Annotated in this window: 25 protein-coding genes; 21 read left to right on the forward strand and 4 right to left on the reverse strand. The window is 71.9% G+C overall.

Translation table 11 applies throughout. The features are described 5' to 3' along the window. Positions 1-41 precede the first annotated feature (41 nt). Both KUF83_RS09485 and KUF83_RS09490 read left to right on the forward strand, forming a co-directional pair. Positions 42-902, forward strand: a complete 861-nt coding sequence (locus tag KUF83_RS09485; protein ID WP_217454157.1) for a thioesterase family protein — start codon at positions 42-44, stop codon at positions 900-902. A 238-nt stretch (positions 903-1,140) separates the two neighbouring features. Continuing rightward, positions 1,141-1,533: a hypothetical protein gene (locus KUF83_RS09490; RefSeq protein WP_217454158.1), complete on the forward strand. Its 393-nt coding sequence runs from the start codon at positions 1,141-1,143 to the stop codon at positions 1,531-1,533. Between the two features lie 147 nt (positions 1,534-1,680). On the opposite strand, the gene KUF83_RS09495 is transcribed toward KUF83_RS09490, so the two are convergent. After that, positions 1,681-2,298 (reverse strand): TetR family transcriptional regulator, encoded by a 618-nt coding sequence (locus KUF83_RS09495; protein WP_217454159.1) that lies wholly within the window; start codon positions 2,296-2,298, stop codon positions 1,681-1,683. Positions 2,299-2,471: 173 nt separating this feature from the next. Between KUF83_RS09495 and KUF83_RS09500 the strand changes: the two genes are divergently transcribed. The 3 genes from KUF83_RS09500 to KUF83_RS09510 all read left to right on the forward strand — a co-directional run bounded on the left by KUF83_RS09500 (position 2,472) and on the right by KUF83_RS09510 (position 4,392). Beyond that, positions 2,472-2,636 carry a hypothetical protein gene (locus KUF83_RS09500; RefSeq protein ID WP_217454160.1) on the forward strand — a complete coding sequence of 55 codons (165 nt, stop codon included), beginning with the start codon at positions 2,472-2,474 and terminating at the stop codon, positions 2,634-2,636. 53 nt (positions 2,637-2,689) lie between these two features. Beyond that, complete coding sequence (locus KUF83_RS09505; RefSeq protein WP_217454161.1) at positions 2,690-2,959, forward strand: DUF4190 domain-containing protein; 270 nt, start codon at positions 2,690-2,692, stop codon at positions 2,957-2,959. Positions 2,960-3,222: 263 nt separating this feature from the next. Beyond that, positions 3,223-4,392 carry a cysteine desulfurase family protein gene (locus KUF83_RS09510; protein ID WP_217454162.1) on the forward strand — a complete coding sequence of 390 codons (1,170 nt, stop codon included), beginning with the start codon at positions 3,223-3,225 and terminating at the stop codon, positions 4,390-4,392. Between the two features lie 121 nt (positions 4,393-4,513). Here KUF83_RS09510 and KUF83_RS09515 read toward each other — a convergent pair whose 3' ends face one another. Then, positions 4,514-5,197, reverse strand: coding sequence for an N-acetylmuramoyl-L-alanine amidase (locus KUF83_RS09515; RefSeq protein ID WP_217454163.1), 684 nt, complete (start codon positions 5,195-5,197; stop codon positions 4,514-4,516). A 60-nt stretch (positions 5,198-5,257) separates the two neighbouring features. On the opposite strand from KUF83_RS09515, the gene mnmA reads away from it, so the two are divergent. Continuing rightward, on the forward strand, positions 5,258-6,388 hold the full coding sequence (gene mnmA, locus KUF83_RS09520) for a tRNA 2-thiouridine(34) synthase MnmA (RefSeq protein WP_217454164.1): 1,131 nt from the start codon (positions 5,258-5,260) through the stop codon (positions 6,386-6,388). Positions 6,389-6,431: 43 nt separating this feature from the next. Here the strand turns inward: mnmA and KUF83_RS09525 are convergent, their stop codons facing one another. After that, positions 6,432-6,755 (reverse strand): DUF427 domain-containing protein, encoded by a 324-nt coding sequence (locus KUF83_RS09525; protein ID WP_217454165.1) that lies wholly within the window; start codon positions 6,753-6,755, stop codon positions 6,432-6,434. A gap of 138 nt (positions 6,756-6,893) precedes the next feature. Here KUF83_RS09525 and KUF83_RS09530 point away from each other — a divergent pair, with 138 nt between their 5' ends. The 10 genes from KUF83_RS09530 to gatB all read left to right on the forward strand — a co-directional run bounded on the left by KUF83_RS09530 (position 6,894) and on the right by gatB (position 18,953). Next, positions 6,894-7,706 (forward strand): class I SAM-dependent methyltransferase, encoded by an 813-nt coding sequence (locus tag KUF83_RS09530; RefSeq protein WP_217454166.1) that lies wholly within the window; start codon positions 6,894-6,896, stop codon positions 7,704-7,706. A gap of 28 nt (positions 7,707-7,734) precedes the next feature. Beyond that, entirely contained in the window at positions 7,735-8,274 is a 540-nt protein-coding gene (locus tag KUF83_RS09535) for a TIGR00730 family Rossman fold protein (protein WP_217454167.1), read from the forward strand. Positions 8,275-8,335: 61 nt separating this feature from the next. Continuing rightward, positions 8,336-9,034, forward strand: coding sequence for an SDR family oxidoreductase (locus tag KUF83_RS09540; protein WP_217454168.1), 699 nt, complete (start codon positions 8,336-8,338; stop codon positions 9,032-9,034). A 65-nt stretch (positions 9,035-9,099) separates the two neighbouring features. Next, positions 9,100-10,119: a methionine synthase gene (locus KUF83_RS09545; RefSeq protein ID WP_217454169.1), complete on the forward strand. Its 1,020-nt coding sequence runs from the start codon at positions 9,100-9,102 to the stop codon at positions 10,117-10,119. Positions 10,120-10,134: 15 nt separating this feature from the next. Continuing rightward, complete coding sequence (gene ligA, locus KUF83_RS09550; protein WP_374106028.1) at positions 10,135-12,360, forward strand: NAD-dependent DNA ligase LigA; 2,226 nt, start codon at positions 10,135-10,137, stop codon at positions 12,358-12,360. A 261-nt stretch (positions 12,361-12,621) separates the two neighbouring features. After that, the gene (locus tag KUF83_RS09555; protein ID WP_217454170.1) at positions 12,622-14,922 is read left to right on the forward strand and encodes a bifunctional diguanylate cyclase/phosphodiesterase; all 2,301 of its coding nucleotides are present in this window, start codon (positions 12,622-12,624) and stop codon (positions 14,920-14,922) included. A gap of 456 nt (positions 14,923-15,378) precedes the next feature. Continuing rightward, positions 15,379-15,675 (forward strand): Asp-tRNA(Asn)/Glu-tRNA(Gln) amidotransferase subunit GatC, encoded by a 297-nt coding sequence (gene gatC, locus KUF83_RS09560; RefSeq protein WP_217454171.1) that lies wholly within the window; start codon positions 15,379-15,381, stop codon positions 15,673-15,675. A 5-nt stretch (positions 15,676-15,680) separates the two neighbouring features. Further along, positions 15,681-17,186 carry an Asp-tRNA(Asn)/Glu-tRNA(Gln) amidotransferase subunit GatA gene (gatA, locus tag KUF83_RS09565; protein WP_217454172.1) on the forward strand — a complete coding sequence of 502 codons (1,506 nt, stop codon included), beginning with the start codon at positions 15,681-15,683 and terminating at the stop codon, positions 17,184-17,186. Positions 17,187-17,191: 5 nt separating this feature from the next. Continuing rightward, a complete protein-coding gene (locus KUF83_RS09570) occupies positions 17,192-17,425 on the forward strand; it encodes a hypothetical protein (protein ID WP_217454196.1) in 234 nt (77 codons plus the stop codon). 16 nt (positions 17,426-17,441) lie between these two features. After that, positions 17,442-18,953, forward strand: a complete 1,512-nt coding sequence (gene gatB, locus KUF83_RS09575; protein ID WP_217454173.1) for an Asp-tRNA(Asn)/Glu-tRNA(Gln) amidotransferase subunit GatB — start codon at positions 17,442-17,444, stop codon at positions 18,951-18,953. 221 nt (positions 18,954-19,174) lie between these two features. Here the strand turns inward: gatB and KUF83_RS09580 are convergent, their stop codons facing one another. After that, the gene (locus KUF83_RS09580) at positions 19,175-20,578 is read right to left on the reverse strand and encodes a DHA2 family efflux MFS transporter permease subunit (RefSeq protein WP_217454174.1); all 1,404 of its coding nucleotides are present in this window, start codon (positions 20,576-20,578) and stop codon (positions 19,175-19,177) included. Positions 20,579-20,711: 133 nt separating this feature from the next. Here KUF83_RS09580 and KUF83_RS42775 point away from each other — a divergent pair, with 133 nt between their 5' ends. From KUF83_RS42775 to KUF83_RS09605, 5 genes are all read left to right on the forward strand, one after another. Further along, entirely contained in the window at positions 20,712-21,335 is a 624-nt protein-coding gene (locus tag KUF83_RS42775) for a TetR/AcrR family transcriptional regulator (protein WP_217454175.1), read from the forward strand. A 257-nt stretch (positions 21,336-21,592) separates the two neighbouring features. Continuing rightward, a complete protein-coding gene (locus KUF83_RS09590) occupies positions 21,593-23,845 on the forward strand; it encodes an MMPL family transporter (protein ID WP_217454176.1) in 2,253 nt (750 codons plus the stop codon). After that, the gene (locus KUF83_RS09595) at positions 23,823-24,386 is read left to right on the forward strand and encodes a GNAT family N-acetyltransferase (RefSeq protein ID WP_217454177.1); all 564 of its coding nucleotides are present in this window, start codon (positions 23,823-23,825) and stop codon (positions 24,384-24,386) included. Before KUF83_RS09590 ends, KUF83_RS09595 begins: the two co-directional genes overlap by 23 nt. 109 nt (positions 24,387-24,495) lie before the next feature. Then, entirely contained in the window at positions 24,496-25,104 is a 609-nt protein-coding gene (locus tag KUF83_RS09600) for a hypothetical protein (protein ID WP_217454178.1), read from the forward strand. A 190-nt stretch (positions 25,105-25,294) separates the two neighbouring features. Beyond that, the gene (locus KUF83_RS09605) at positions 25,295-25,486 is read left to right on the forward strand and encodes a hypothetical protein (protein ID WP_217454179.1); all 192 of its coding nucleotides are present in this window, start codon (positions 25,295-25,297) and stop codon (positions 25,484-25,486) included. Positions 25,487-25,652 lie beyond the last annotated feature (166 nt).

Here is a 25,652-nt window from a genome sequence, read left to right on the forward strand (position 1 = left end):
GAAAGCTACCGCTTAGTAATTTCCTGTTGTAGCGTTCAGGCATGCCAGAAGCAGCTTCCCTGCACGCGACACGGGCCAGGATCGGCGACAGCGAGTTCGACCGCGACACCGCGGTCACCCGACGCGAACCCGGCGTCTACGACATCGACCTGTCCGCCGGGTGGACCATCATCAGCGCCGTCAACGGCGGCTATCTCCTCGCCGTCCTCGGCCGCGCGCTCGCGGACGCACTGCCGCACTCCGACCCGTTCACGATCTCGGCGCACTACCTGACGGCGTCCCAGCCGGGCCCGGCGGTCGTCCGCACCGACGTCGTCCGCACCGGCCGCACCCTCTCCACCGGCCAGGCGTCCCTGTTCCAGTACGACGACGAGGGTCGCGAGACCGAGCGGATCCGCGTACTCGCCTCGTACGGAGACCTCGACAGCCTGCCCGACGACGTCCGTACGACCGCGAAGCCGCCCGCCATCGCCCCGATCGACCAGTGCTTCGGGCCCGCGGACAGCCCCGCGCCCGTCCCCGGCAGCTCCGCCATCACCGACCGCCTGATGCTCAAGCTCGACCCCGCCACGCTCGGCTGGGCCCTCGGGGCGCCGTCCGGCAAGGGTGAGATGCGGTCCTGGTTCGGCCTCGCCGACGGCCGCGACGCGGATCCCCTCTCGCTGCTCCTCGCGGTGGACGCGCTGCCGCCGACCGCCTTCGAGATCGGCCTGACCGGCTGGGTGCCCACCGTCGAGCTGACCGTCCACGTGCGCTGCCGTCCGGCGCCGGGACCCCTCCGGGTCGCCATCACCACCCGCAACCTCGCCGGCGGCTTCCTGGAGGAGGACGCCGAGGTCTGGGACAGCGCGGACCGACTCGTCGCGCAGTCGCGCCAACTGGCCCGGGTGCGCCTCGGCTGACGACGCCTGGGCGGAGCCTCCGCGGTGTGGGGGACCGGGCACGGGTGGCGGCCTTCGTCACGGAGCTGTACCAGCGGGGGAGTTGAACCGCGCCCGTAAAAGCGCAGGTCGGCGGCGGTTCGTGGCGTCGCGCCGCGCCCTGGCCACAGGTGGCGCACAGTGCGCGCCCATGCGGCACCCAAGGACCGTTGGTTGCATGCGCCTCTCAGAACAGGCTCATACAACGGGAGTTGCCCCCATGAAGCGTGTACGTCACGTCCCGGCCGTCGCCCTGCTGGCCCTCTCGCCGCTCCTGCTGACGGCCTGCGGCTCGGGCGACTCCTCGTCCTCGGGCAGCGGCAGCGGTAGCAGCAGCGGCACCTCGGGACAGCAGAGTTGCCAGGCGCCGTCGGGAGCGCCGAGCGGGGCTCCTTCGGGAATGCCGAGCGGCGCGCCCTCGGGGGCGCCGTCCGGCGCCCCCACGGGGGAGGCCCGGTCGGGCGCGCCTTCCGGCAAGCCGTCGGGTGCGCCCAGCGGCGGCCCCGGCGGGCAGGGAGGCGGCCAGGGCGGCGGTCAGGGTGGCGGCTGCGGCCCCGGCGGCGGTCAGGGCCAGAACCAGAACGGGAACCAGGGGCAGCAGACGCAGGGCTGACCTGCGCTCGCGCCAGGCAGGGCGCAAGAGAGAGCGAAGGGTGCGTACGGGGCGGTCCCCGTACGCACCCTTCGCGCATGTCCGGTGACGTGCCTGGTGGCGTGCCGGTGGACGCGGACGTGGTGGCGAGTCGTGCGCCGGCGGGCGTCAGCCCAGCCAGTGGCGGCGGCCGATGCTGATCAGGCGCATCCGGCGCACGGCCACCCGGGCCACCCGGTCCTCCTCCTCGGGGGCAGCCTCCAGGAAGGTGCCGGCGGTCATCAGCATCTGGTCGACGTACAGCCCGGCGAGCATCCGCAGATCGTCCTCGGTCCAGCCGGCCGACTCCGGCTGCCTGGCCAGCTCGGCCGTCACCTCGTCGGTGAACCGGTCCATCTGCTCCGCGATCGCGGCCCGGACCTTCTGCACACCGCCGTTGCGCTCGCGGGCGATGAACCGGATGTGCGCGGGGTGCTCGCGCACGTGACCGGCGATCAGGGTGACGGCCCGGTCTATGCGTTCGTCGCTGTCGCCGGACGCGGACACCGTGCCGGAGATCATCGGATGCAGGCTGCCCAGCGCCTCCTCGACCAGGGCGACGCCCAGATCCGCGGTCGAGTGGAAATGCCGGTAGAACGCGGTCGGGGCCACGCCGACGGCCCGGGTGACCTCGCGCAGGCCCAGGCTGCTGAGGCTCTGCTCCTCCAGCAGGCCCAACGCGGCGTCCAGGAACGCCTGTCGGGTCTTCTGTTTCTGGGCCTGCCGGACGCCGAGACTGTGACTCATGCCATGCAGTTAACAACTGTTCTCCGGGATTGGAAAGTCGCCGGACGCGCTAGACTCTGGAGTCAGTGAACAACTGTAACCACAAGCGTTCACCGAATCGTCGGCTCCCTGAAACATCCGGGGACACCCGGACCGGGCACGGCGACTCGCCGGACTTCCACGGGAGGCATCACATGCTGTTCCTCGTCGCAGCGCTTCTGCTGCTGGGCGTCGTGCTGGGCACCGTGGCCCACGCACCGCTGTCCTTCACCCTCGTCGCCGCCGCGGTCATCGGCGTCTGGCTGGCCGTCTTCGCGGTCCGCGAGCGCCACGGCCGACGGCGCCAAACCTCCAGCTGAACCGACCGCACCCTCCACCCGTCCCCGTACGACTGCCTGCTGGGAGCAGACACATGGAACTCACCACCGCCGCGCCGCGGCCCCGGAGCGCCGCCCGTGACGCCGACGGCATGGCCGTCGCGTCCTTCATCCTCGGCCTCGTCGGCCTGCTGGCGCTGAACATCTTCCTCGGCCCCGTCTCCATCGCACTCGCCTCCGTGGCCCTCTACCGGGGCACCACCCGCCGCGGGCGCGCCTTCCTCGGACTCGGCCTGGGCGTCGCCGACCTCCTGGTCCTGGCCGCCTTCATGTCGGCGGACAGCACCCTGTCCTGGAGCTTCTGACGGCGGCGCCGCCACCGGAGCGGCCCCCTCGCGGCGAAGAGGCCGCCGGCAACCGCCGTGCGGCGGGCTGTCGTTCCGCGGACCGGCGAGGCTCCGCCCCGGCGGACCCAGGGGCGGGGAGGGTGCGTGGCCGGGTCCGGTCCCGGGTGCATGCCCGGCGGACCGGGCACGGGCACCGGCGGAGGCCGTCGGCTCCGGCACCGGGGCCGTACACCCCCCGCCCGACCGGCCCGGCAGACGGCGGGCCATAGAATCGGGCCACCATGGCATACCTCGACCACGCCGCGACCACCCCCATGCTTCCGGAGGCGGCCCTGGCGATGACCGCCCAGTTCGCCGTCACCGGCAACGCCTCCTCCCTCCACGCCGCCGGCCGCCGCGCCCGCCGGACGGTCGAGGAGGCCCGCGAGACCCTGGCGGACGCCCTGGGCGCCCGCCCCAGCGAGGTGGTTCTCACCTCCGGCGGCACCGAGGCCGACAACCTCGCGGTGAAGGGCCTGTACTGGTCCCGCCGCGACGCCGACCCGGCCCGCACCCGCGTCCTCGCCAGCCCCGTCGAACACCACGCCGTCCTCGACGCCGTCCACTGGCTGGGCGAGCACGAGGGCGCCACCATCGAGTACCTCCCCGTCGACCGGTACGGCCGCGTCCACCCCGACGCCCTGCGCGAGGCCATGGCCCGCAACCCCGACGACGTCGCCCTCGCGACCGTCATGTGGGCGAACAACGAGATCGGCACGGTCATGCCGGTCCGTGAACTCGCGGACGTGGCAGGGGAGTTCGGCATCCCGCTGCACGCCGACGCGGTCCAGGCCTTCGGTCAGATCCCGGTCGACTTCGGCGCCTCGGGACTTGCCGCGATGACCGTCTCCGGGCACAAGATCGGCGGCCCGTACGGCATCGGGGCGCTGCTGCTCGGCCGGGAGTACAGCCCCGTACCGGTCCTGCACGGCGGCGGCCAGGAGCGCCATGTGCGCTCCGGCACCCTCGACGTGCCCGCCGTCGCCGCGTTCGCCGTGGCGGGCCGGACCGCCGCCGAGCAGCGCGAGTGGTTCGCCCGCGAGATCGGCGCGCTGCGCGACGACCTGGTCGACGCGGTCCGCGCGGCCGTGCCCGACGCGATCCTCGGCGGCGACCCGTCGGACGGGGGCCGGCTTCCCGCGAACGCCCACTTCACCTTCCCGGGCTGCGAGGGCGACTCCCTGCTCCTGCTGCTCGACGCCCAGGGCATCGAGTGCTCCACGGGCTCCGCGTGCACGGCGGGCGTGGCCCAGCCGAGCCACGTCCTCCTCGCCACCGGCACCGACCCCGACCTGGCCCGCGGCACCCTCCGCTTCTCCCTCGGCCACACCTCGACGGAGGCGGACGTCGAGGCGGTCGCCAAGGCGATCGGCCCGGCCGTGGAACGGGCTCGGTCGGCGGGCCTGAGCTGACGGCTCCGCCGGTTCGCTTCGCTCGGGTGGCGGGCGTGGCTGCTGTCGTGTGTGGGCCGCGGGCCGGCGGGGGTTTGTCGCGCAGTTCCCCGCGCCCCTCGCGGGGCGGGGCCTCGGGCGGCTATGCGCCGGCCGTCGGTGTGGCTGTCGCTGCCTGCTTCGCCGCCTTGCGGACGAGCGGTATGTAGCGGTCCCAGTCCCAGTGCGGTCCGGGATCGGTGTGGTCCGTGCCCGGGACCTCGACGTGGCCGATGACGTGCTGCCGGTCGATCGGGAGGTCGTACCGGGCGCAGATCCGGGCCGTCAGACGGGCCGACGCCTCGTACATCGCGTCCGTGAAGTCCTGCGGCCGGTCGACGAAACCCTCGTGCTCGATGCCCACACTCCGCTCGTTGAACTCGCGGTTGCCCGCGTGGAAGGCCACGTCCAGCTCGCGGATCATCTGGGTGATGCGGCCGTCCTGGCGGACGATGTAGTGCGTGGCGGCGCCGTGGGCGGGGTCCTGGAAGACCTTCACCGCGCTCTTGTAACTGCCCTGCGTGACATGGATGATCACGCGGTCTATGCCGAAGTCGTCGGGACGGTCGGCCCTGCGCCAGTTCCCCGAGGACGCCGCCACCCAGCGCGCACCCCGGAAGTCGACCTCGCCCTCCTTGCGCGGCTTCTCCACGCTCGGCAACCGCCACCACAGGCGCCCCAGCTCGTCCCGGGCCAGCACGGCGGTGCCCACGGCGGCCGCGGCGCCGCCGATGAGCAGGCCGCGGCGCCCGATGCGCCGGTCCGAGTCGTTCGTCGAGTCGCCCATGTGATCGTGAACGGATACTCGCGGGCTCCGGTTCCCGGCGACCCGTACCCTTGAAGCGTTATGACTGAGACCACGCAGCGCCCCCGCCCCCTCCGAGTACTGGCCGCCATGTCCGGCGGTGTGGACTCCGCCGTCGCCGCCGCCCGCGCCGCGGAGGCCGGGCACGACGTGACCGGAGTCCACCTCGCCCTCTCGGCGAACCCGCAGTCGTTCCGCACGGGCGCGCGTGGCTGTTGCACCATCGAGGACTCGCGCGACGCCCGCCGCGCCGCGGACGTCATCGGCATCCCGTTCTACGTGTGGGACCTCGCCGAGCGGTTCCGCGAGGACGTGGTCGAGGACTTCGTCGCCGAGTACGAGGCCGGCCGCACCCCGAACCCCTGCCTGCGCTGCAACGAGAAGATCAAGTTCGCGGCCCTGCTCGACAAGGCCCTCGCCCTCGGCTTCGACGCGGTCTGCACGGGCCACTACGCCAAGGTCCTGGTGAACGAGGACGGCACACGCGAGCTGCACCGCGCCTCCGACATGGCCAAGGACCAGTCGTACGTCCTCGGCGTCCTGGACGACCGCCAGCTCGCGCACGCGCTGTTCCCCCTCGGCGACACGCTCACCACGAAGGACGAGATCCGCGCGGAGGCCGAGCGGCGGGGCCTGGCCGTCGCCAAGAAGCCCGACTCGCACGACATCTGCTTCATCGCCGACGGCGACACCCAGGGCTTCCTGTCGAAGCGTCTCGGCAAGGCGGAGGGCGACATCGTCGACGAGTCCGGCGCGGTCCTCGGCAGCCACGAGGGCGCGTACGGCTTCACGATCGGCCAGCGCAAGGGCCTGCGCATCGGCACCCCGGCCGCCGACGGCAAGCCGCGCTACGTCCTCGACATCTCGCCGGTGAACAACACCGTGACGGTGGGCCCGGCCGACGCCCTGGACGTCTCCGGCCTGACGGCGATCAAGCCCCGCTGGTGCGGTGCGGCGCCCGTCGGTTCCGGCACGTACACGGCCCAGCTCCGCGCCCACGGCGGCGAGACGACGGTCACCGCCGAACTCGTCGACGGCGAGCTCCGGGTGCGCTTCGCCGAGCCCGTCCGCGGCGTCGCCCCCGGCCAGGCGATCGTCCTCTACGACGACACCCGTGTGGTGGGCTCGGCGACGATCGCGACGACCACCCGCGCGGCGGCCGCGGCGGTCTGAACCCGCCGACGGCCCGGGCGCGGGGCCCGGACCGGCCGACGGCTCAGACGACCTCCACCTCGTAGAAGCACAGGTGGTCCTTGATCTCCGCGACCTCCGGCTTCGGGTCGGGGTACGTCCAGACGAGATCGGGGGCGTCCGGCAGCGACCAGTAGGACGCGTCACCCTTGAACGGACAGTGGGTGTGGGTCTGCGACGGCGTCAGCAGGTCGAGGCGTACGTCCTCCACGGGGAGGTAGTAGCGCACGGGCAGGCCCGTCTCGCGCAGCAGCAGGGGGCGTGTGCTCTCCGCGAGCACCTGCCCTCCGCGGACGACGCGGACATGCTCGGTGCCCTGCTCGACGGTGATGCGATGGCCTGCGGTCACGGCTTCTCGGCCCCCTCGGGTAGCGGTCCCGCCCGGTACAGCGCAGGCTGCTGTCGTGTTCTTCCCCGGTTCCGGGGCCGGTTTCCCGGCCCCCACGCCGTCGAACTCCCCACTGGCATCTCTCCGCCGGAGGTCCTCATGGGCGCCACCAGCCTGACCCGCGACCGCGGGAGCCTCACCCACCGGGCGCGCTACGCCCTGCGGAACCCGGGGAGAGTGCCCGCCCACGCGCGCAGGGCCGCGCGGGACGCCTGGCTGCGGCTGAGGTACGGCCACGACCACATCGCCTACTACCGGGCCGTGATGGCCTCCGACGCCGCCCGCTGCACCGAGGCGGCGGTGGGCCACAACCCGTCCCCCGACCGGTGGGCGCAGATCGGCCGGATGCAGTTCGACTACCTGGTGCGGCACGGACTGAGGCCGGAGCACCGGATGCTGGAGATCGGCTGCGGGAACCTGCGCGCCGGACGGCTGTTCATCGACCACCTGGACAGCGGCAACTACTACGGGATCGACATCTCGCCCGACATCCTCATCGCCGCCCAGGACACCCTCGTACGGGAGGGGCTCCAGGCCAAGCTGCCCCATCTGACGCTGACCGACGACCTGACGTTCGCGTTCCTGCCGGACGCCCACTTCGACGTGGTGCACGCGCACAGCGTGTTCTCGCACTCGCCGGCGCACGTCATCGACGAGTGCCTCGCCCACGTCGGCCGGATCCTGGCGCCCGGCGGCTTCTTCGACTTCACCTTCGACCGGACCGAGGGCACCGAACACCAGGTCCTGCACGAGGACTTCTACTACCGCACGGAGACCCTCGCCGGACTCGCCGCCCGGCACGGTCTGTCGGCCCGCTTCCTCGACGACTGGGAGGCCCTCCCGCACCGGCAGTCCAAGCTGCGCGTCACCGCCGCTCCCGAGCGGGCCCGTGAGGCCGGATCCGTCTCGTGACGCCCGCGCGGGCCCGTAGCGTGGAGCCATGAGAATCTGTGTCTTCCTCTCCGCCGCCGACCTCGACGAGCGCTACACCCGGCCCGCCCGCGAGTTCGCCGAGCTGCTCGGCAAGGGCGGGCACACCCTCGTGTGGGGCGGTTCGGACGTCGGACTCATGAAGGTGGTCGCCGACGGCGTCCAGGAGGCGGGCGGACGGCTGGTGGGCGTCTCCGTCGAGTTCCTCGTCGCCAAGGCACGGACGGGCGCGGACGAGATGGTGGTCGCCCGGGACCTCGCCGAGCGCAAGGCCCTGCTCCTGGAGCGCGCCGACGCCGTCGTCATCATGGTCGGCGGTACGGGCACCCTCGACGAGGCGACCGAGATCCTCGAGCTGAAGAAGCACGGGCACACGGACAAGCCGGTCGTCCTGCTGAACACGGCGGGGTTCTACGACGGCCTCAAGGAGCAGTTCCGGCGCATGGACGCCGAGGGCTTCCTGCCGAGGCCCCTCACGGACCTGGTCTTCTTCGCCGAGGAGCCGGTAGGGGCGCTGGCCTACCTGGAGGAGAGCCGGGGCACGCAGTGAGCCGGGGACGTCCGGGCACCGGCCGCAGGGTCCGGCGGGGGCGGGACACGCGCGTGCGAGCATGGCGGGCATGGCTACTCATGTGATCACCGGGGCCGGCTCCGGCATCGGCGCGGCCGTCGCCCGCCGCCTCCACGCGCGCGGGGACGATCTCGTGCTGCACGCGCGCGACGCGGGCCGCGCGAAGGAGCTGGCCGCCGAGTTCCCCGGGGCCCGGACCCTCGTCGGCGACCTCGCGGAACCGGACCGGCTCTCCTGGGCGTTCTCCCACCAGACGCTGCCCGACCGGGTGGACTCGCTCCTGCACGTCGCGGGCGTCATCGACCTCGGCCGGGTCGGCGACCTGACGCCGAAGACCTGGCGCCACCAGCTCGACGTCAACCTGATCTCGCCCGCCGAGCTGACCCGCCACTTCCTGCCCCAACTCCGGGTCGCCCAGGGCCATGTGATCTTCGTCAACTCCGGCTCCGGTCTCAAGGCCGGCCACGAGTGGTCGGCGTACGCCGCGTCCAAGCACGGCCTGAAGGCCCTCGCCGACTCCCTGCGCCACGAGGAGCACGCGAACGGCGTCCGCGTCACCTCCGTGTACCCCGGCCGCACCGCGAGCCCCATGCAGGCCAAGGTCCACCAGCAGGAGGGCAAGGAGTACGACGCCGCGCAGTGGATCGACCCGGAGTCCGTCGCGACGACCATCGTGATGGCCCTGGACCTGCCGAGGGACGCCGAGGTCAACGACCTGACGGTGCGCCCGGGCCGCTGACCGGCCGGGGCGCCGGGCCGTCGGCCGGGCGTGGCACCGGCCCGCCGGTTCCGTAGGCTTCCCGGGTGAGCGAAAACAGCAAGTTCAGGCCCGGCCCCGCGACCGGGATCGGGTCGATGCCGGGCGGCGACGCCCGGGAGGCCGCGAGGACCGTCGCCGGGACCTTCGAAGGCCCGGAGACGGGCATGCCGTTCCTCGCGGAACTGCCCGCCCGCGGACCCGGCGCCGACATGATCGGCCGGACCGCCGGGATGCTGGCCGAGCTGTACGCGCGCGTGGAGCCCAGCGGCTGGCGCCTAGGTGACCGGCCGGGACGCGACACCAAGCGGGCCAGGTCCTGGCTCGGCGAGGACCTGGACGCCCTGGAGGAGTTCACCCAGGGCTACACGGGACCGGTGAAGGTACAGGCGGTGGGCCCCTGGACCCTCGCGGCCGCGCTGGAGCTGCGCAACGGCGAGGTGGCCCTCTCCGACGCCGGAGCCTGCCGGGACCTCGCCGGGTCGCTCGCCGAGGGCCTGCGCGAGCACCTGGCCGACGTGCGGCGCCGCATCCCCGGCGCCGAGATCGTCCTGCAGCTCGACGAACCCTCACTCATGGGCGTACTGCGCGGCCAGGTGAGGTCCGCGAGCGGCTATCGCACCCACCGGGCCGTGGACCGGCAGCTCGTCGAGGCCACCCTGCGGGACGTCATCGGGGTGCAGGGCTCCGGCCCCGCCGTCGTCCACTCGTGCGCCCCCGACGTTCCGTTCGCGCTGCTGCGCAGGGCCGGAGCGACCGCCGTCTCCTTCGACTTCGCCCTCCTCACCGAACGTGACGACGACACGATCGGGGAAGCGGTGGAAGGGGGGACCAGGCTCTTCGCCGGTGTCGTCCCCGGCACGGACGGCCCATTGTCGGACCCTGCCGGTAGCGTCATGGGTGTCAGGACGCTGTGGCGCAGGCTGGGGCTGAGTCCGGGGCTTCTCACGGACGCGCTCACCCTCACCCCGTCGTGCGGACTCGCGGGCGCCTCCCCCGAGTACGCGCGCAGAGCGCTCGCCCACTGCGTCCGGGCGGCGAGATCCCTCGCGGACAACCCAGAGTAACGGGAGGACGACACGGTGGCCGGCGACAAGGACGCACAGACCGCCTCGACCGAGGCCATGGCTGCGGGGCCCGTGCCCGCCGAGGCACGGGAGAAGCACGCTCAGCTCGCCGAGCAGGTCGAGGAGCACCGCTTCCGGTACTACAAGAATGACGCGCCGATCGTCAGCGACGCGGAATTCGACACACTCCTGCGCGCCCTGGAGGCCCTGGAGGACGAGTATCCCGAGCTGCGGACCCCGGACTCGCCGACCCAGAAGGTGTCGGGGGCGGACGCGGTCGACTTCACGACGTTCTCGGCCGTCCAGCACCGCGAGCGCATGCTCTCCCTGGACAACGCCTTCGACGACGAGGAGCTGGCCGCCTGGGCCGACCGCGTCGCCAAGGACGTCGGCGCGTCCGCGTACCACTTCCTGTGCGAGCTGAAGGTCGACGGCCTCGCGGTCAACCTCACGTACGAGCAGGGGCGCCTGACCCGCGCGGCGACCCGCGGCGACGGCCGCACGGGCGAGGACATCACGCCCAACGTCCGTACGATCGCGGAGATCCCGGACCGGCTCAAGGGCGAGCGCATCCCCGACCTCGTGGAGATCCGCGGCGAGGTCTACTTCCCGATGGAGAAGTTCGAGGAGCTCAACGCCCGCCTGGTGGAGGCCGGCGACAAGCCCTTCGCCAACCCGCGCAACGCGGCGGCGGGTTCACTGCGCCAGAAGGACTCCCGCGTCACGGCGACCCGCCCGCTGCACATGGTCGTGCACGGCATCGGCGCGCGGGAGGGCTTCGACATCGACTGCCTCTCGCACGCGTACGGGCTGCTGCGCGAGTGGGGCCTGCCGACGACCCGCTACGCCAAGGTCGTCGAAGGCCTCGACGGGGTGCGGGAGTTCATCGCCTTCTACGGGGAGAACCGCCACTCCGTGGAGCACGAGATCGACGGTGTCGTCGTCAAGCTCGACGAGATCCCCCTCCAGGGCCGCCTCGGCTCGACCTCCCGCGCCCCCCGCTGGGCCATCGCGTGGAAGTACGCGCCGGAGGAGGTCAACACCAAACTGGTCAACATCCGCGTGGGCGTCGGCCGAACGGGCCGCGTCACTCCGTACGCGCAGGTGGAGCCCGTCACGGTGGCGGGATCCGAGGTCGAGTTCGCGACGCTGCACAACCAGGACGTGGTCAAGGCCAAGGGCGTCCTCATCGGTGACACCGTGGTGCTGCGCAAGGCCGGCGACGTCATCCCGGAGATCCTCGGGCCGGTCGTCGACCTGCGTGACGGCAGCGAGCGGGAGTTCGTGATGCCCGCCGAGTGCCCCGAGTGCGGCACGGCGCTGGCGCCCGCCAAGGAGGGCGACATCGACCTGCGCTGCCCGAACGGGCAGACCTGCCCGGCCCAGTTGCGCGAGCGCCTCTTCTACCTCGGCGGCCGCAAGTCCCTGGACATCGAGAACTTCGGCTACGTGGCCGCCGCGGCGCTCACCAAGCCGCTGGAACCGGCGGAGCCGCCCCTGAGGGACGAGGGAGACCTCTTCGACCTCACCATCGAGCGGCTGCTGCCCATCAAGGCGTACGTCCTCGACCAGGACAGCGGCCTGCCCAAGCGCGACCCGAAGACGGGCGAGGAGAAGATCGTCACGGTCTTCGCCAACCAGGAGGGTGCGCCGAGGAAGAACGCCCTCGCGATGCTGGAGAACATCGCGGCGGCCAAGGAGCGGCCGCTGGCCCGGATCATCACCGGCCTGTCCATCCGGCACGTGGGTCCGGTCGCGGCCGAGGCCCTGGCCCGTGAGTTCCGCTCGATCGACCGGATCGAGCAGGCCACCGAGGAGGAACTCGCCGCCGTCGAGGGCGTCGGGCCCACCATCGCCGCCTCGCTGAAGCAGTGGTTCGCGGTGGACTGGCACCAGGAGATCCTCCGCAAGTGGAAGGCCGCGGGCGTCCGCATGGAGGAGGAGAGCTCCGGCGAGGACGAGGGGCCCCGCCCGCTCGAAGGGCTCACCGTCGTCGTCACCGGCACTCTGGAACGTCACACACGCGACGGAGCGAAAGAGGCACTGCAGAGCCGGGGAGCGAAAGTGACCGGTTCGGTTTCGAAGAAGACGGCTTTTGTTGTCGTTGGTGAAAATCCTGGATCGAAATATGACAAGGCGATGCAACTCAAAGTGCCGGTTCTGAACGAGGAGGGCTTCGCCGTTCTTCTCGAACAAGGACCGGAGGCGGCGGCCGAAGTCGCGCTTCCGATCGAGGAGTAGCGGTTGAAGACCACCCGTTCGGCGCATACCAGATGCATACGGGTGGCCGGGTCGCATTCGGGCAACCGTCGACGACCGCTGCCCGTAGAAGCCTTCTGCGGCCTACTGTTGAGGTGTGCGCCTGCCGTGCCCAGCTGCGGTCGGGGCAGCCTCCTGCTCCTCAGGAGCCGGGGGAAGGGTTTTCAGACGCGGTGCCGCTGAGGGATTTGTCGGGCATCGGGCCGCGTGGCGTGGGCACCGCCGGCTGTGAGAGGGACGGGAATGGAACCGACCGAGAGCGCCTCCCCGGACTCACGGCTGCGCCCACGCTGGATGACCGGCGTGCGGCGGTGGGGTCACCCCTTGCTCCAGCGAAGCCGGGAGTTCGCAGCGGGTCTCGGGGCCACCGGTCCCACGGTGCGGCCGGGCCCGCCGGGATACGTCGCCGGACAGCGGAGCACGGCGCACGGACTCGGCCCCGGCCATCTCACCGCCGTCCCCGGAGCCCCCTCCCGGATGCCGGGTCAGGAGCCGGAACAGAAGTCCTGGCCCGCGCTGCCCGCTGCGGTCGTCACGGCCGCCGCCTTCGTGCTGGGCGCGGGGTTCTACCGGGCCTTCACCGGGCACCACGCGCTGTTTCCCTCGGGGTCCGTCGGCTGGGCGCTGGCCGTCCTGGTCGGCGTCATCGTCGGCCACCTCGTCGCGCTCGGCCGTTCCCGCTGGTGGGGCGGCACCGGTTCGGGAGCGGCCCTCACGCTGGCCGTCCTGCTGCTCTACGGCTGGGTGCCGGCCGGAATGGTCAGCCTCACCGTCGTCGTCCTCGTCGGCATAGCCCGCCGCCACCGCTGGCGCCAGGGTGTCCTGCACGGTGCGGTGGACATACTGGGCATCGGCGCCGGGGCGCTGGTGCTGGCCGCCTTCGGCCGGGTGCCGTCCGTCGAGACGCCCTGGAAGCCGGAGACCTGGACCGTCTACACCGCACCTTCGGTGGTGTTGGTGGCCGGGGCGTATCTCGGGGTGACCCGCGCGCTGCTCTGGTACCTCCACGCGCCGCGTACCGCCGGACTGCCGACCGTGGCCCGTACCGCCCTGGTCAGACAGGGGCTGCTGGCCGTCGCGCTGCTCGGTATCGCCCCGCTGATCTGTGTCGTCGCCATCGCCCTCCCCGTGCTCCTGCCGCTCTTCTCCGTCCCGCTCATCGCTCTCGACTCCACGCTCTGGATAGCGCGCGCCCGGGCCGAGGAGCAACTGCGTGACCCCCTCACCGGACTGCCCAACCGGCAGTGGCTTCTCGAACGGACCTGGCGGGCGCTGGACGATGCCGAGCGAATCGGTGCACGTTCCGCGCTGATGCTGATCGACCTCGACCGTTTCAGGGCCGTGAATGACACGCTCGGGCATCTCGCCGGGGACCGGCTGCTGTTGCAGATAGCGGACCGGCTGCGGGTCGCCCTGCCGCGCGGGGCGGAGGCCGCGCGGCTCGGTGGGGACGAGTTCGCCGTGTTACTGCCCATCGTCGACTCGACGACGTCCGCGACGCGGGTCGCCCGCAATCTCGTGACGATGCTGGGGTCACCGCTCGACCTGGACGGGCTGACGCTCGTCCTGGAGGCCAGCGCGGGGCTCGCGGTCTTCCCCGACCACGCACTCGACGCGGAGGGGCTGCTGCGGCGGGCGGACGTCGCGATGTACCAGGCGAAGAGGGACCGCACGGGGGTGGAGGTCTACGAGTCCAAGCGGGACTCCAACACCCCTGACCGGCTCGGGCTGCTGGGGGATCTGCGACGGGCGCTCGACACGGGCGACGTCGAGCTGCACTACCAGCCGAAGGTGCGGTTCGACGGGCAGGTGGCCGGGCTGGAGGCGCTCGTGCGGTGGGTGCATCCCGAGCGCGGGAAGGTACCGCCGGACGAGTTCATAGCCATCGCCGAGTCGTCCGGTCTGATGCCGCATCTGACCGAGTACGTACTGGAGAAGGCGCTCGCGCAGGTGGCGAGCTGGCGGGCCCGTGGACTGCGGGTCCCGGTCGCCGTCAACGTGTCACCGCGGGACGTGCACACGCCCGGGTTCGCCGGATCGGTGGCCGCGCGGCTGGCCCGGCACGGGGTTCCCGCGGGGGCGCTTCAGCTGGAGATAACGGAACACGTGCTGCTGGAGGACCCGCAGCGGGCCGCGGACACCCTGGCCGGGCTGACCGCACACGGCGTGAAGATGTCGCTCGACGACTTCGGGACCGGGTACTCGTCGCTGGTGCATCTGCGGCGGCTGCCCGTGAGCGAGCTGAAGATCGACCGGTCCTTCGTGGCCCGGCTCGCGGTGGACACCGAGGACGCCGAGATCGTCCGGTGCACCATCGATCTCGCCCATTCGCTCGGGCTGGTGGTCGTCGCCGAGGGTGTCGAGGACGACGAGACGTGGGAGCGGCTGCGGGACCTCGGGTGCGACGCCGTTCAGGGGTGGCTCGTGGCCGCGGCGATGCCTCCGGAGGAGGCCACCGCGTGGCTGCTCGCCCGGGGGTCGCGAGGGTGGCAGCGGCCCGCCGCGGCGCTCCCCGCGGCGTTGCCCGCGGCGGCCGACGAGTAGGCGGGTGCGGGTCGGTGGGTTTGGTTCTCTCCCATCCGCACCATCCGTGACCGGCGCCCGACGGGCGAAGGTCTCCCGCGGGGGTCCCCACCGTCGGCGGCTCCCGGTCCGTCGTACGCCGGCGCCCGCTGAGCCCGCGCCACCCGCGCACGGCTCCCGTGGCTCTCCGTACGGCGTGCGGTCGTGCACCCCCGCTGACCGGCACGGCCCCCAGCGGCTCCCCGCCCGCCCTGCGGCGCCGCCGCCCCCTGGCCGGGCTCGGTCGAACCCCAGTTGCTCCCTGCCCAGCCTCCGGCCGCGCGCCCCTTCGGCCGGAGCGCCCGCCTGCCCTGCGCCGGTGGTGCGGTCCTCGTATGTGCCGGGCCGGGTGGTGCGGGGGAAACCGGTGTACGGGGATCGGCGTGCGACCCATAGGATTGGGCCAAACCACACTCACTCACCCCTGAGGATCGCTGCATGCCTGGCATCACGCGCGAGGAGGTCGCCCACCTCGCCCGGCTGGCGCGTCTGGAGCTGAAGGGCGAAGAGCTCGACCACTTCGCCGGCCAGCTCGACGACATCATCGGCGCGGTCGCCCGCGTCAGCGAGGTCGCCGACCAAGACGTACCGCCGACCTCCCACCCGCTGCCGCTGACGAACGTCATGCGCGCGGACGAGGTCCGTCCGTCGCTCACCCCCGAGCAGGCGCTCTCCAGCGCCCCGGCCCAGGAGCAGCAGCGTTTCAAGGTGCCGCAGATCCTGGGGGAGGACTAATCACCATGACGGACAGCAACGTCAACATCATCAGGCTCACCGCCGCGGAGATCGCCGCAGGCATCGCCGCCGGTGAGCTCACGGCCGTCGAGGTCACCGAGGCCCACCTCGCGCGCATCGAGGCCGTCGACGAGAAGGTGCACGCCTTCCTGCACGTCGACCGGGAAGGGGCGCTCGCCCAGGCCCGTGCCGTCGACGAGAAGCGGGAGAGGGGCGAGAAGCTCGGCCCGCTCGCCGGTGTCCCCCTCGCGCTCAAGGACATCTTCACCACCGAGGGCATTCCGACGACCGTCGGTTCGAAGATCCTCGAAGGCTGGATCCCGCCCTACGACGCGACGCTCACCAAGCGGCTCAAGGCCGCCGACGTCGTCATCCTCGGCAAGACCAACATGGACGAGTTCGCCATGGGGTCCAGCACCGAGAACAGCGCGTACGGGCCCACCGGCAACCCCTGGGACCTGACGAGGATCCCCGGCGGCTCCGGCGGCGGTTCGTCCGCCGCCCTCGCCTCCTTCCAGGCGCCCCTCGCCATCGGCACCGACACCGGCGGGTCCATCCGCCAGCCGGCCGCCGTCACCGGCACGGTCGGCGTGAAGCCGACGTACGGCGCCGTCTCGCGCTACGGCATGGTGGCGTTCTCGTCGTCCCTCGACCAGGGCGGCCCCTGCGCCCGTACGGTCCTGGACGCCGCGCTCCTCCACGAGGTCATCGCCGGCCACGACCCCCTCGACTCCACCTCCATCGACGCGCCCGTACCGGCCGTCGTCGAGGCCGCCCGCAACGGCAGCGTGGCGGGCATGCGTGTCGGCGTCGTGAAGCAGTTCCGCGGCGAGGGCTACCAGGCCGGTGTCGTGCAGCGCTTCGACGAGTCGGTGGAGCTCCTCAGGGAGCTGGGCGCCGAGATCGTCGAGCTGGACTGCCCGTCCTTCGACCTCGCCCTGTCGGCGTACTACCTCATCGCCCCGTCCGAGTGTTCGAGCAACCTCGCCCGCTTCGACGGCCTGCGCTACGGCCTGCGCGTCGGTGACGACGGCACCCGCTCCGCCGAGGACGTCACCGCCCTCACCCGTGAGGCGGGCTTCGGCGACGAGGTCAAGCGCCGCATCATGCTCGGCACGTACGCCCTCAGCTCGGGCTACTACGACGCGTACTACGGCAGCGCCCAGAAGGTCCGTACGCTCATCACGCGGGACTTCGAGAAGGCGTTCGAGCAGGTCGACGTGATCGTGTCGCCCACGACGCCGACCACCGCCTTCCCGATCGGCGAGCGCGCCGACGACCCGATGGCGATGTACCTCGCGGACCTGTGCACCATTCCCACGAACCTCGCGGGCAACGCCGCGATGTCGCTGCCCTGCGGCCTCGCGCCCGAGGACAACCTGCCCGTCGGCCTGCAGATCATCGCGCCGGCCCTCAAGGACGACCGCCTTTACAAGGTGGGAGCCGCCGTCGAGGCCGCGTTCGTGGAACGCTGGGGCCACCCGTTGATCGAGGAGGCTCCGTCGCTGTGAGTGCCATGGGCAAGAAGGCAAAGAACTTCAAGAAGTCGAAGGCCGGGCTGTACGTGTCGCTCGGCAGTACCGCGTTCGGCGTGATCAGCGTCGCCAAGCAGGCCAAGCTGGCCCGCAGTGACGGCGACACCCTGAGGCTCATCGACGCCGCCGTATCCGCCGCCGCCATCGTCACCGGACTCGCCATCCTCTACCGGGAGCTCAAGCGCCTGGGCGACGAAGACGTCCTGCTGGGCTGAGAGGGAATGTTTCACCGTGACTGCCACGACTGACCTGGTGTCGTACGAGGACGCGCTGGCGTCGTACGACCCCGTCATGGGCCTCGAGGTCCATGTCGAACTCGGCACCAGGACCAAGATGTTCTGCGGGTGCTCCACCGAGCTGGGCGCCGAGCCCAACTCGCAGACCTGCCCGACCTGCCTCGGCATGCCCGGCGCACTGCCGGCCGTCAACGCGATCGGCGTCGAGTCCGCCATCAAGATCGGTCTCGCGCTGCACTGCGAGATCGCCGAGTGGTGCCGCTTCGCCCGGAAGAACTACTTCTATCCGGACATGCCGAAGAACTTCCAGACCTCCCAGTACGACGAGCCGATCGCCTTCAACGGCTATCTGGACGTCCAGCTGGAGGACGGCGAGGTCTTCCGTGTGGAGATCGAGCGCGCCCACATGGAGGAGGACACCGGGAAGTCGCTGCACGTCGGCGGCGCCACGGGCCGTATCCACGGCGCCTCGCACTCGCTGCTCGACTACAACCGCGCCGGCATCCCGCTCATCGAGATCGTCACCAAGCCGATCGAGGGTGCGGGCGAGCGCGCTCCCGAGGTCGCCAAGGCGTACGTCGCCGAGCTGCGCGAGCTCATCAAGGCGCTCGGTGTGTCCGAGGCCCGTATGGAGATGGGCCAGATGCGCTGCGACGTGAACCTGTCGCTGCGCCCGCACGGCCGGGAGAAGTTCGGCACGCGCAGCGAGACGAAGAACGTGAACTCGCTGCGTTCCGTCGAGCGCGCGGCCCGCTTCGAGATCCAGCGGCACGCGGCCGTTCTCAACGACGGCGGAACGATCATCCAGGAGACCCGTCACTTCCACGAGGACACGGGCTCCACGACCTCGGGCCGGGTGAAGGAGGAGGCGGAGGACTACCGCTACTTCCCCGAGCCGGACCTCGTCCCGGTCGCCCCGTCCCGCGAGTGGGTCGAGGAGCTGCGCGCGGGCCTGCCCGAGCAGCCGCTGGCCCGCCGCAACCGGCTGCGCGAGGAGTGGGGCGTCAGTGCCCACGACATGCAGTCGATGCTCAACGCCGGTGCCATCGACCTGATCGTCGCCACCATCGCGGCGGGTGCCGACGCGGCCTCCGCGCGCAAGCGGTGGATGGGTGAACTGTCGCGCACGGCCAACGAGTCGGGGGTCTCCCTGGACGCGCTGGCCATCACGCCCGAGCAGGTCGCCCGGGTGACCGCCCTGGTCGACGAGGGCTCCCTCAACGACAAGCTGGCCCGCCAGGTCATCGAGGGTGTCCTCAAGGGCGAGGGCACACCCGACGAGGTCGTCGAGAAGCGCGGTCTGAAGGTCGTCTCCGACGAGGGCGCCCTGACGGCCGCCGTCGACGAGGCCATCGCGGGCAACCCCGGTGTCGCGGACAAGATCCGTGCCGGCAAGGTGGCCGCCGCGGGCGCTCTCGTGGGCGCCGTCATGAAGGCCACGCGGGGGCAGGCCGACGCGGCCCGCGTCAAGGAACTGATCCTGGAGAAGCTCGGCGCCGAGGGCTAGCCCGCGGTTCCCCTTGCTCTTCTGCCCGAAGGGGCGGTGCGCCTGTGGTCAGGTGCACCGCCCCTTCGGCGTTCCGCCAGAAGCGCGGCCGCCCGTGACCCCGCGGGCCGGACGGGGAGCAGCCGCGCAGTTCCCGCGCCCCTGAAACGGTGACGGGTTGGCGGGGGTGGTCGGCCCACGGCGGCCACCTGGCGCGGGGCCGGCCCGTCCGGCCCGCGGGGTCACGGGCGGTGCCTCGGCAGGCGGGCCGCCATCGGCAGGGCCAGCAGCATCAGGGCCGCCCCGCACAGGAGTGTCGTACGGAAGCCGTCCGTCGCCGTCAGGAGCAGGGCCGCCAGGGCCGTGCCGACCGACGCGGCCATCTGGAGGACGATGCCGAGCGCCGTGCTGCCGGCGGCGACCTCGGCGTCCGCGAGGCCGCGCGTGGCGGAGGCCATCACCGGCATGCTGGTCATGCCGACACCGGTGCCCATGACGGCGAGGGAGGCGACCAGGCGCCAGTACGGCGTGTCCGGACCGGCCTGCACGGCGAAGGCCAGGAAGCCCGTGACGGCGACCAGGACACCGGGGACGACGATCGCGCGCGTCGCGACCCGGTCCGAGACCCGGCTGGAGATCTGCATCACCGTGCCGCTGAAGAGGAACTGAGGAGCCATCAGCAGCCCGGCCTCGGTGGCGGACAGGCCGCGTTCCTGCTGCCAGTACAGCGGTACGAGGATCATCGAGCCGAAGTACGCGGCCGAGAACGGCATCATCGTCGCCACCGCCCGGCCGACCGAAGCCCCGCGCAGCAGGCGCAGATCGAGCAGGGGGTGCTCCACCCGGAGGGCCCGTACGGCGAAGGCCGTCACCAGTGCCGTACCGGCGACGAGCGGGACGACGACCCCCACCGAGTCCAGGCCGCCGCGCTCGCCGCCCAGCGTCAGCCCGTACAGCAGGGCCGCGAGGCCGGGGGAGAGCGTCAGCAGTCCGGCCAGGTCCAGCGGGCGGCGGGCCCGCTCGTCGTCGCCGCGCAGCACGCGCGCCCCGAGCAGCAGGGTGAGGGCGCCGACGGGGACGTTGACGAAGAAGATCCAGCGCCAGGACAGCGAGTCGGTGAGGAAGCCGCCCAGGACCGGGCCCGTCATCGGGCCGACGAGGACGGGAATCCCGAGGATGCCCATCATCGTGCCCTTGCGCTCGGGCGGGGCGGCGCGCAGGACCACCGTCATCGCGACGGGCACGATCATGCCGCCGCCGAGCCCCTGCACCACCCGGAACGCGATCAGTGAGCCGGCGTCCCAGGCGAGGCCGGTGAGTGCCGAGCCGAGCGTGAAGAGCGCGACGGCGGTGAGGAAGACCCGCTTGGCGCCGTGGCGGCCCACCGCCCACGCGGTGACGGGGATGACGGTGGCGAGCGCCAGCGAGTAGCCGGTCACCGTCCACTGGACGACGGACAGGGGTGCGTCGAAGGCGTGCGACAGGCGGTCCAGCGCCACGTTGACGATGGTCAGGTCGAGCACCGTCATGAAGGACCCGAGGACCACGACGCCCGCGAGGGCCAGGACGTCCCGGGGTATGGCGGGCAGGGGCGGATCGCCCTTCTCCCCGCTGCCTCCGGCCCGCGTCGGCAGGGTGGAGCTCATCGTGCCCCGTACGGGGATGAGGTGAGAGAGTCGGTCATGACGAGAAAGTACAACGGTGATGGCAATAAATGCAACGAGCGTTGTAATGACCTTGATCCGGATACCGTGACGGGCGACAGGAAGGGGCAGGCGCGTGAGGCAAGGGCTCGCGGAGAAGCGGCAGGCGATCGTGCGGGGAGCCCGCCGTGTCTTCGGGCGCGACGGCTACACCCGCGCCGCCGTCGACTCCATCGCCGAGGAGGCCGGGGTCTCCTCCCGCACGATCTACAACCACTTCCCGCAGGGCAAGGCGCAGCTCTTCCGGGTCGTCGTCGTGGAGGGGTCGGAGGAGGTCGTGCGGGCCCTCCACGACGCCGTCGACCGGCGGCTCCACAAGGTCACCGACCTGGAGGCCGACCTCGTGGCGTTCGCGCACGCCTGGACGTCGCCGATGCACCTGTATCCCGACCACTTCGCCGTCGTACGGCAGCTGCGGGCCGAGGTCGGCCACATCCCGCAGGAGTTCCTGGACGCGTGGCGTGCCTCCGGCCCCGACCGCGCTCTGGAGGAGGTGGCGGCCCGCTTCCGCGAGCTGGCCGAGGAAGGGCTCCTCGACGCCCCCGACCCGCGGCGGGCCGCCACCCACTTCCTCCAGCTGGCCGTCGGCGAGCTCAGCGACCGCACCTACCAGGGCGCCGTACCCGTCACGGACGAGGAGCGCGACGAGCTGATCGCGTCCGGGGTCCGGGCGTTCCTGCGGGGTTATGAACGGCGCTGAGGCCGTTCGCGTACTCCCTGTCGGTCGACCGGGGGATGCGCCGACGCCGACGCGCGTCACTCCTGGCGTGCCTGCGGACGCCGGGAGGGGCGACAGAGTTCATTGGATTGTCGTGTGAACTGCCTCGCACTCTTGTGAGTAAACCCACGAATGAGGCCGACGATCACTTTTGGCTGCAAGAGTGACAACGCATCGGTCATGCGTTCTTTGCGGGCAGTTCCCGATAAAGATCCACAAAATACCCAGGGAGCTCGTCCGTGGCAGCCCTCGCACGTTGGTGTGTGCAGCACCGCCTCGTCGCCGTACTGCTCTGGCTCCTCGCCTTCGGCGGGACCACCGCCGCCGCCTCCGTGGCCGGTGCCGCGTACTCGAACGACTACCAGGTGCCGGGCACCGAGTCGGGCAATGCCGCCCAGCTCCTCCAGGACAACTTCCCCGGCCTCGGCGGCGACAGCGACACCGTCGTCTGGCACTCCGGCCCCGGCACGGTCCGCGCCGCCGACGTCGAGCAGACCATGACCCGCACCCTCGACAGGATCGCCGCCCTGCCCGGGGTGGCCACGGTCGTCAGCCCCTACGGGGACCAGGGAGCCGGCCGGATCAGCGGCGACGGACGCACCGCCTACGCCACGGTCACCTTCGACGACCCGGCCGAGGACATCGACCAGGGCGAGGCCCGCGCGGTCGTCGACACCGCGAAGGCCGCCGAGGCCGACGGGCTGCGCGTCGAGCTGGGCGGCCAGGCGGTCGCCCTCACCGAGTCCTCCGGCGGGCACATCGCCGAGATCGTCGGCGTGGCCGTCGCCGCCGTGGTCCTCTTCCTCGCCTTCGGCTCCCTCGCCGCCTCGCTGCTGCCCATCGCCACCGCCCTGGTGAGCGTCGGCACCGCGTACGCGGGGATCGTGCTGCTCGGCCACGTGATGACCGTCGCCGACTTCGCGCCGATGCTCGGCATGCTGATCGGCCTCGGTGTCGGCATCGACTACGCGCTGTTCATCGTGACCAGGCACCGCCGCGGTCTGAAACGCGGTCTCCCGGTCGAGGAGGCCGCCCGGAACGCGGTCGCCACCACCGGCCGCGCGGTCGTCTTCGCGGGCGCCACCGTCTGTATCGCCCTGCTCGGCATGCTCATACTGCGGCTCAGCTTCCTCAACGGCGTCGCGATCGCCGCGTCCCTCACCGTGATCCTCACCGTCGCGGCCTCCGTGACCCTGCTGCCCGCGCTGCTCTCCCTCATCGGCATGCGCGCCCTGAGCCGCCGCGAACGCCGCCGGCTGGACGAGCACGGGCCCCAGCCGGAGATCCCCACCGGGCTCGCCGCCCGCTGGTCCGCCTTCGTCGAGCGGCACCCCAAACTCCTCGGCGGCGTCGCACTCGCCGTCATGGCCCTGCTCGCCCTGCCGACGTTCTCCCTGCACCTGGGCACCTCCGACCAGGGCAACAACCCGGAGACGGCCACCACACGGCAGGCGTACGACCTGCTCGCGGACGGCTTCGGACCGGGCCTCAACGGGCCGCTGACCCTCGTCACGCCCGTCTCCGGCGGCCAGGACCGGCTCGCCCTGGACAACCTCGACGCCACGCTCCGGGGCACCGAGGGCGTCCGCGCCGCGACCCCGGTGACGTACGACAACGACGGAGACACCGCCTACCTCACCGTCGTACCGGAGTCCTCGCCGCAGTCCCAGCGGACCAGCGAACTCGTCGACCGGCTGCGCACCGAGGTGCTGCCGCGGGCCGAGACCGGGACCACGCTCGACCTGCGCGTCGGCGGCATGACCGCCGGATACGACGACTTCGCCGACGTCATCGTCGGCAAACTGCCCCTCTTCGTGGGCGTGGTGATCGGCCTCGGCTGCATCCTGCTGCTGCTCGCCTTCCGGTCCATCGGCATCCCCCTGAAGGCCGCCGCGATGAATGTCGCGGCCGTCGCCGCCGCCTTCGGAGTCGTCGTCGCGATCTTCCAGTGGGGCTGGGGCAGCGAACTGCTGGGCCTCGGCCGGGCGGGCCCCATCGAGCCCTTCCTGCCCGTGATCATGGTCTCCGTGCTCTTCGGGCTCTCCATGGACTACCAGGTGTTCCTGGTCAGCCGGATGTACGAGGAGTGGCTGGAGACCGGCGACAACCGCAGGGCCGTCCGCGTGGGCCTCGCGGAGACCAGCAGGGTGATCAACTCCGCCGCCGTCATCATGATCTCAGTCTTCCTGGCCTTCGTGCTCAGCGGCGACCGCGTCATCGCGATGTTCGGCATAGCGCTCGCCGCCGCCGTCGCCCTCGACGCGTTCGTGCTGCGTACGCTCCTGGTGCCCGCCCTCATGCACCTGCTGGGCGGCGCCAACTGGTGGCTGCCCGGCTGGCTCGACCGGCGCCTGCCGCGCCTGAGCATCGAGCCGCCGGAAACCCGTACCGCCGCCGACCCGCGTGCGAGGATCCCGGGGGCGCGCGGCGACGCGCTCGTGGACGTACTCGTGAAGGAGCGGCAACAGGATGTACGCGATATCCCTGGGTGACGACGGCGCCGAACTCAGGCCCCTGGAGCCGTGGCACGCGCAGGAGTTCCTCGCCCATCTGGACCGCGGCCGCGAGTTCGTCCAGCAGTACATCCCCTTCGGCTCACGCGCCACGGACACCGAATCCGCCAGGGAGCTGCTCCAGGCGTACGCCGACAAGAAGGCCGCCGACACGGGCAGCCTGCACGGGGTGTGGCTGGACGGGAAGCTCGTCGGCGGAGTGCTCTTCCGGGTCTTCGACGCCGAGAACAACACCTGTGAGGTCGGCTGCTGGCTGGAGCCCGCCGCGGCCGGCCGCGGACTGATCACGCGCGCGGTGGGCGTCCTCATCGACTGGGCGGTCGACGAACGCGGCATCCACCGCGTGGAGTGGCACGCCGCCTCCGGGAACGAGCCCAGCCTGAACGTGGCGCGACGGCTCGGCATGAGCCGTGACGGCGTCCTCAGGGAGAGTTATCCGTACCGCGGAGTACGGCAGGACACCGAGGTGTGGTCGGTGCTGGCGGGGGAGTGGCGGGCCGCACGCGCGCGGGGGAAGTGACGGCGCGGGCGCGTCCCCGGCGGCGGCCGGCGAGGCGATGTGACGACCACGGCGTGACGATCCCGGGATCTTAAAGAAATTCTCAGACAGCGTCCGTACGGTGCGGAGCATGGGAACCAAGACAGAGACCGAGGCCGGAACCGAGACCGGCACCGAGGCACAGCGCGACGACGAGGCCGTGAAGCTCTCCAAGAGCGACGGAACGGCAGCGATCGGGGAGGTCGAGGAGACCGACGCCGCGAAGGCCGACGACCGGGCCGACGCCGAGATCCTGGGCGAGGACGAGGACGAGCAGGTGGGGGCCACGCCCGCCGCCGGATCCGGGGTGGGCCTGGGCGCAGCCGCCGTCGTCTCCGCCGGACTCGGCATCGTCTCGCTCACCGGCAGCTGGGTCGGCACGATCGCGCAGGCCCGCGACTCGCTGTACGGCCAGCTGGAGACCGTTCAGGGCCAGCCCGTGGCCACGCAGATCAAGCAGGTGTACTCCGACTCCTGGAACGCCAACGCGCTGGTCGCCGGCTTCTTCGCACTGGCCGCGCTGATCGTCGGCGTCGTGGTGCTGGTCCGGCCCGCGTTCGGCAACCCCGACCGGATCCCCGCCCAGTCCCCGTGGGTCAAGTCCGTCGCCTGGGCGGGCGTCTCGCTCGGCGTCGTCGGCCTGCTGCTGGCCGTCCTCAAGTACTCCGACATCCTCCTGTCCATGCCGTCCGCCGGCTGACGAACCGCACGTCCTGAGGGGCCTTAGTCCCGCCGTAGGCCACTTACGGCGGGACTAAGGCCCTTCGTGCGCGCAAGATGCGGAACTCTCCCGATGTGGCGCACCCCCCTCGGAGGCGAAAGTAGAGGCATCGCAAACGAGCGAAGCCGACAGTGACTCTCCCCGAGTCACTCAGCCCGAGGGGTACCAGATGTTCGAGCACGAGCTCCAGCAGATCCGTTCCGCGGAAATGATCCGCAACGCCGACAACTACCGCATGGCCCGCGAGGCGGCCCGCAGCCGTCGCGCCGCCAGGCAGGCCGCGCGCTCCGGCGGCGACGACAGCGAGGGGCGGGTGAACGGCCACAGCCACCGCAGGCCCCGGTTCGCGCGCGCCGCATGAGCCCCGGGGCAGCGGAGGGCGGCCGCACGGGGGTCGGCCGCCCTCCGCGGGGCGGGAGCCCGGTGGCCGCTCTCCCGGCCACCGACAGTTCCGCCACGACATCGGGCCCGTCCGCGACCGCGGACGGGCCCGAGGCCGTGGCCGGACCCCGGATAACCAGTGCCGC

The sequence above is a fragment of the Streptomyces sp. BV286 genome (genome assembly GCF_019090165.1).
Taxonomy (GTDB): Bacteria; Actinomycetota; Actinomycetes; order Streptomycetales; family Streptomycetaceae; genus Streptomyces.

Coding starts and splice junctions, on each gene's coding strand:
- KUF83_RS09485 (WP_217454157.1), top strand. CDS start 42: ATGCCAGAAGCAGCTTCCCTGCACGCGACACGGGCCAGGATCGGCGAC.
- KUF83_RS09490 (WP_217454158.1), top strand. CDS start 1,141: ATGAAGCGTGTACGTCACGTCCCGGCCGTCGCCCTGCTGGCCCTCTCG.
- KUF83_RS09495 (WP_217454159.1), bottom strand. CDS start 2,298: ATGAGTCACAGTCTCGGCGTCCGGCAGGCCCAGAAACAGAAGACCCGA.
- KUF83_RS09500 (WP_217454160.1), top strand. CDS start 2,472: ATGCTGTTCCTCGTCGCAGCGCTTCTGCTGCTGGGCGTCGTGCTGGGC.
- KUF83_RS09505 (WP_217454161.1), top strand. CDS start 2,690: ATGGAACTCACCACCGCCGCGCCGCGGCCCCGGAGCGCCGCCCGTGAC.
- KUF83_RS09510 (WP_217454162.1), top strand. CDS start 3,223: ATGGCATACCTCGACCACGCCGCGACCACCCCCATGCTTCCGGAGGCG.
- KUF83_RS09515 (WP_217454163.1), bottom strand. CDS start 5,197: ATGGGCGACTCGACGAACGACTCGGACCGGCGCATCGGGCGCCGCGGC.
- mnmA (WP_217454164.1), top strand. CDS start 5,258: ATGACTGAGACCACGCAGCGCCCCCGCCCCCTCCGAGTACTGGCCGCC.
- KUF83_RS09530 (WP_217454166.1), top strand. CDS start 6,894: ATGGGCGCCACCAGCCTGACCCGCGACCGCGGGAGCCTCACCCACCGG.
- KUF83_RS09535 (WP_217454167.1), top strand. CDS start 7,735: ATGAGAATCTGTGTCTTCCTCTCCGCCGCCGACCTCGACGAGCGCTAC.
- KUF83_RS09540 (WP_217454168.1), top strand. CDS start 8,336: ATGGCGGGCATGGCTACTCATGTGATCACCGGGGCCGGCTCCGGCATC.
- KUF83_RS09555 (WP_217454170.1), top strand. CDS start 12,622: ATGGAACCGACCGAGAGCGCCTCCCCGGACTCACGGCTGCGCCCACGC.
- gatC (WP_217454171.1), top strand. CDS start 15,379: ATGCCTGGCATCACGCGCGAGGAGGTCGCCCACCTCGCCCGGCTGGCG.
- gatA (WP_217454172.1), top strand. CDS start 15,681: ATGACGGACAGCAACGTCAACATCATCAGGCTCACCGCCGCGGAGATC.
- KUF83_RS09570 (WP_217454196.1), top strand. CDS start 17,192: ATGGGCAAGAAGGCAAAGAACTTCAAGAAGTCGAAGGCCGGGCTGTAC.
- KUF83_RS09580 (WP_217454174.1), bottom strand. CDS start 20,578: ATGAGCTCCACCCTGCCGACGCGGGCCGGAGGCAGCGGGGAGAAGGGC.
- KUF83_RS09595 (WP_217454177.1), top strand. CDS start 23,823: ATGTACGCGATATCCCTGGGTGACGACGGCGCCGAACTCAGGCCCCTG.
- KUF83_RS09600 (WP_217454178.1), top strand. CDS start 24,496: ATGGGAACCAAGACAGAGACCGAGGCCGGAACCGAGACCGGCACCGAG.
- KUF83_RS09605 (WP_217454179.1), top strand. CDS start 25,295: ATGTTCGAGCACGAGCTCCAGCAGATCCGTTCCGCGGAAATGATCCGC.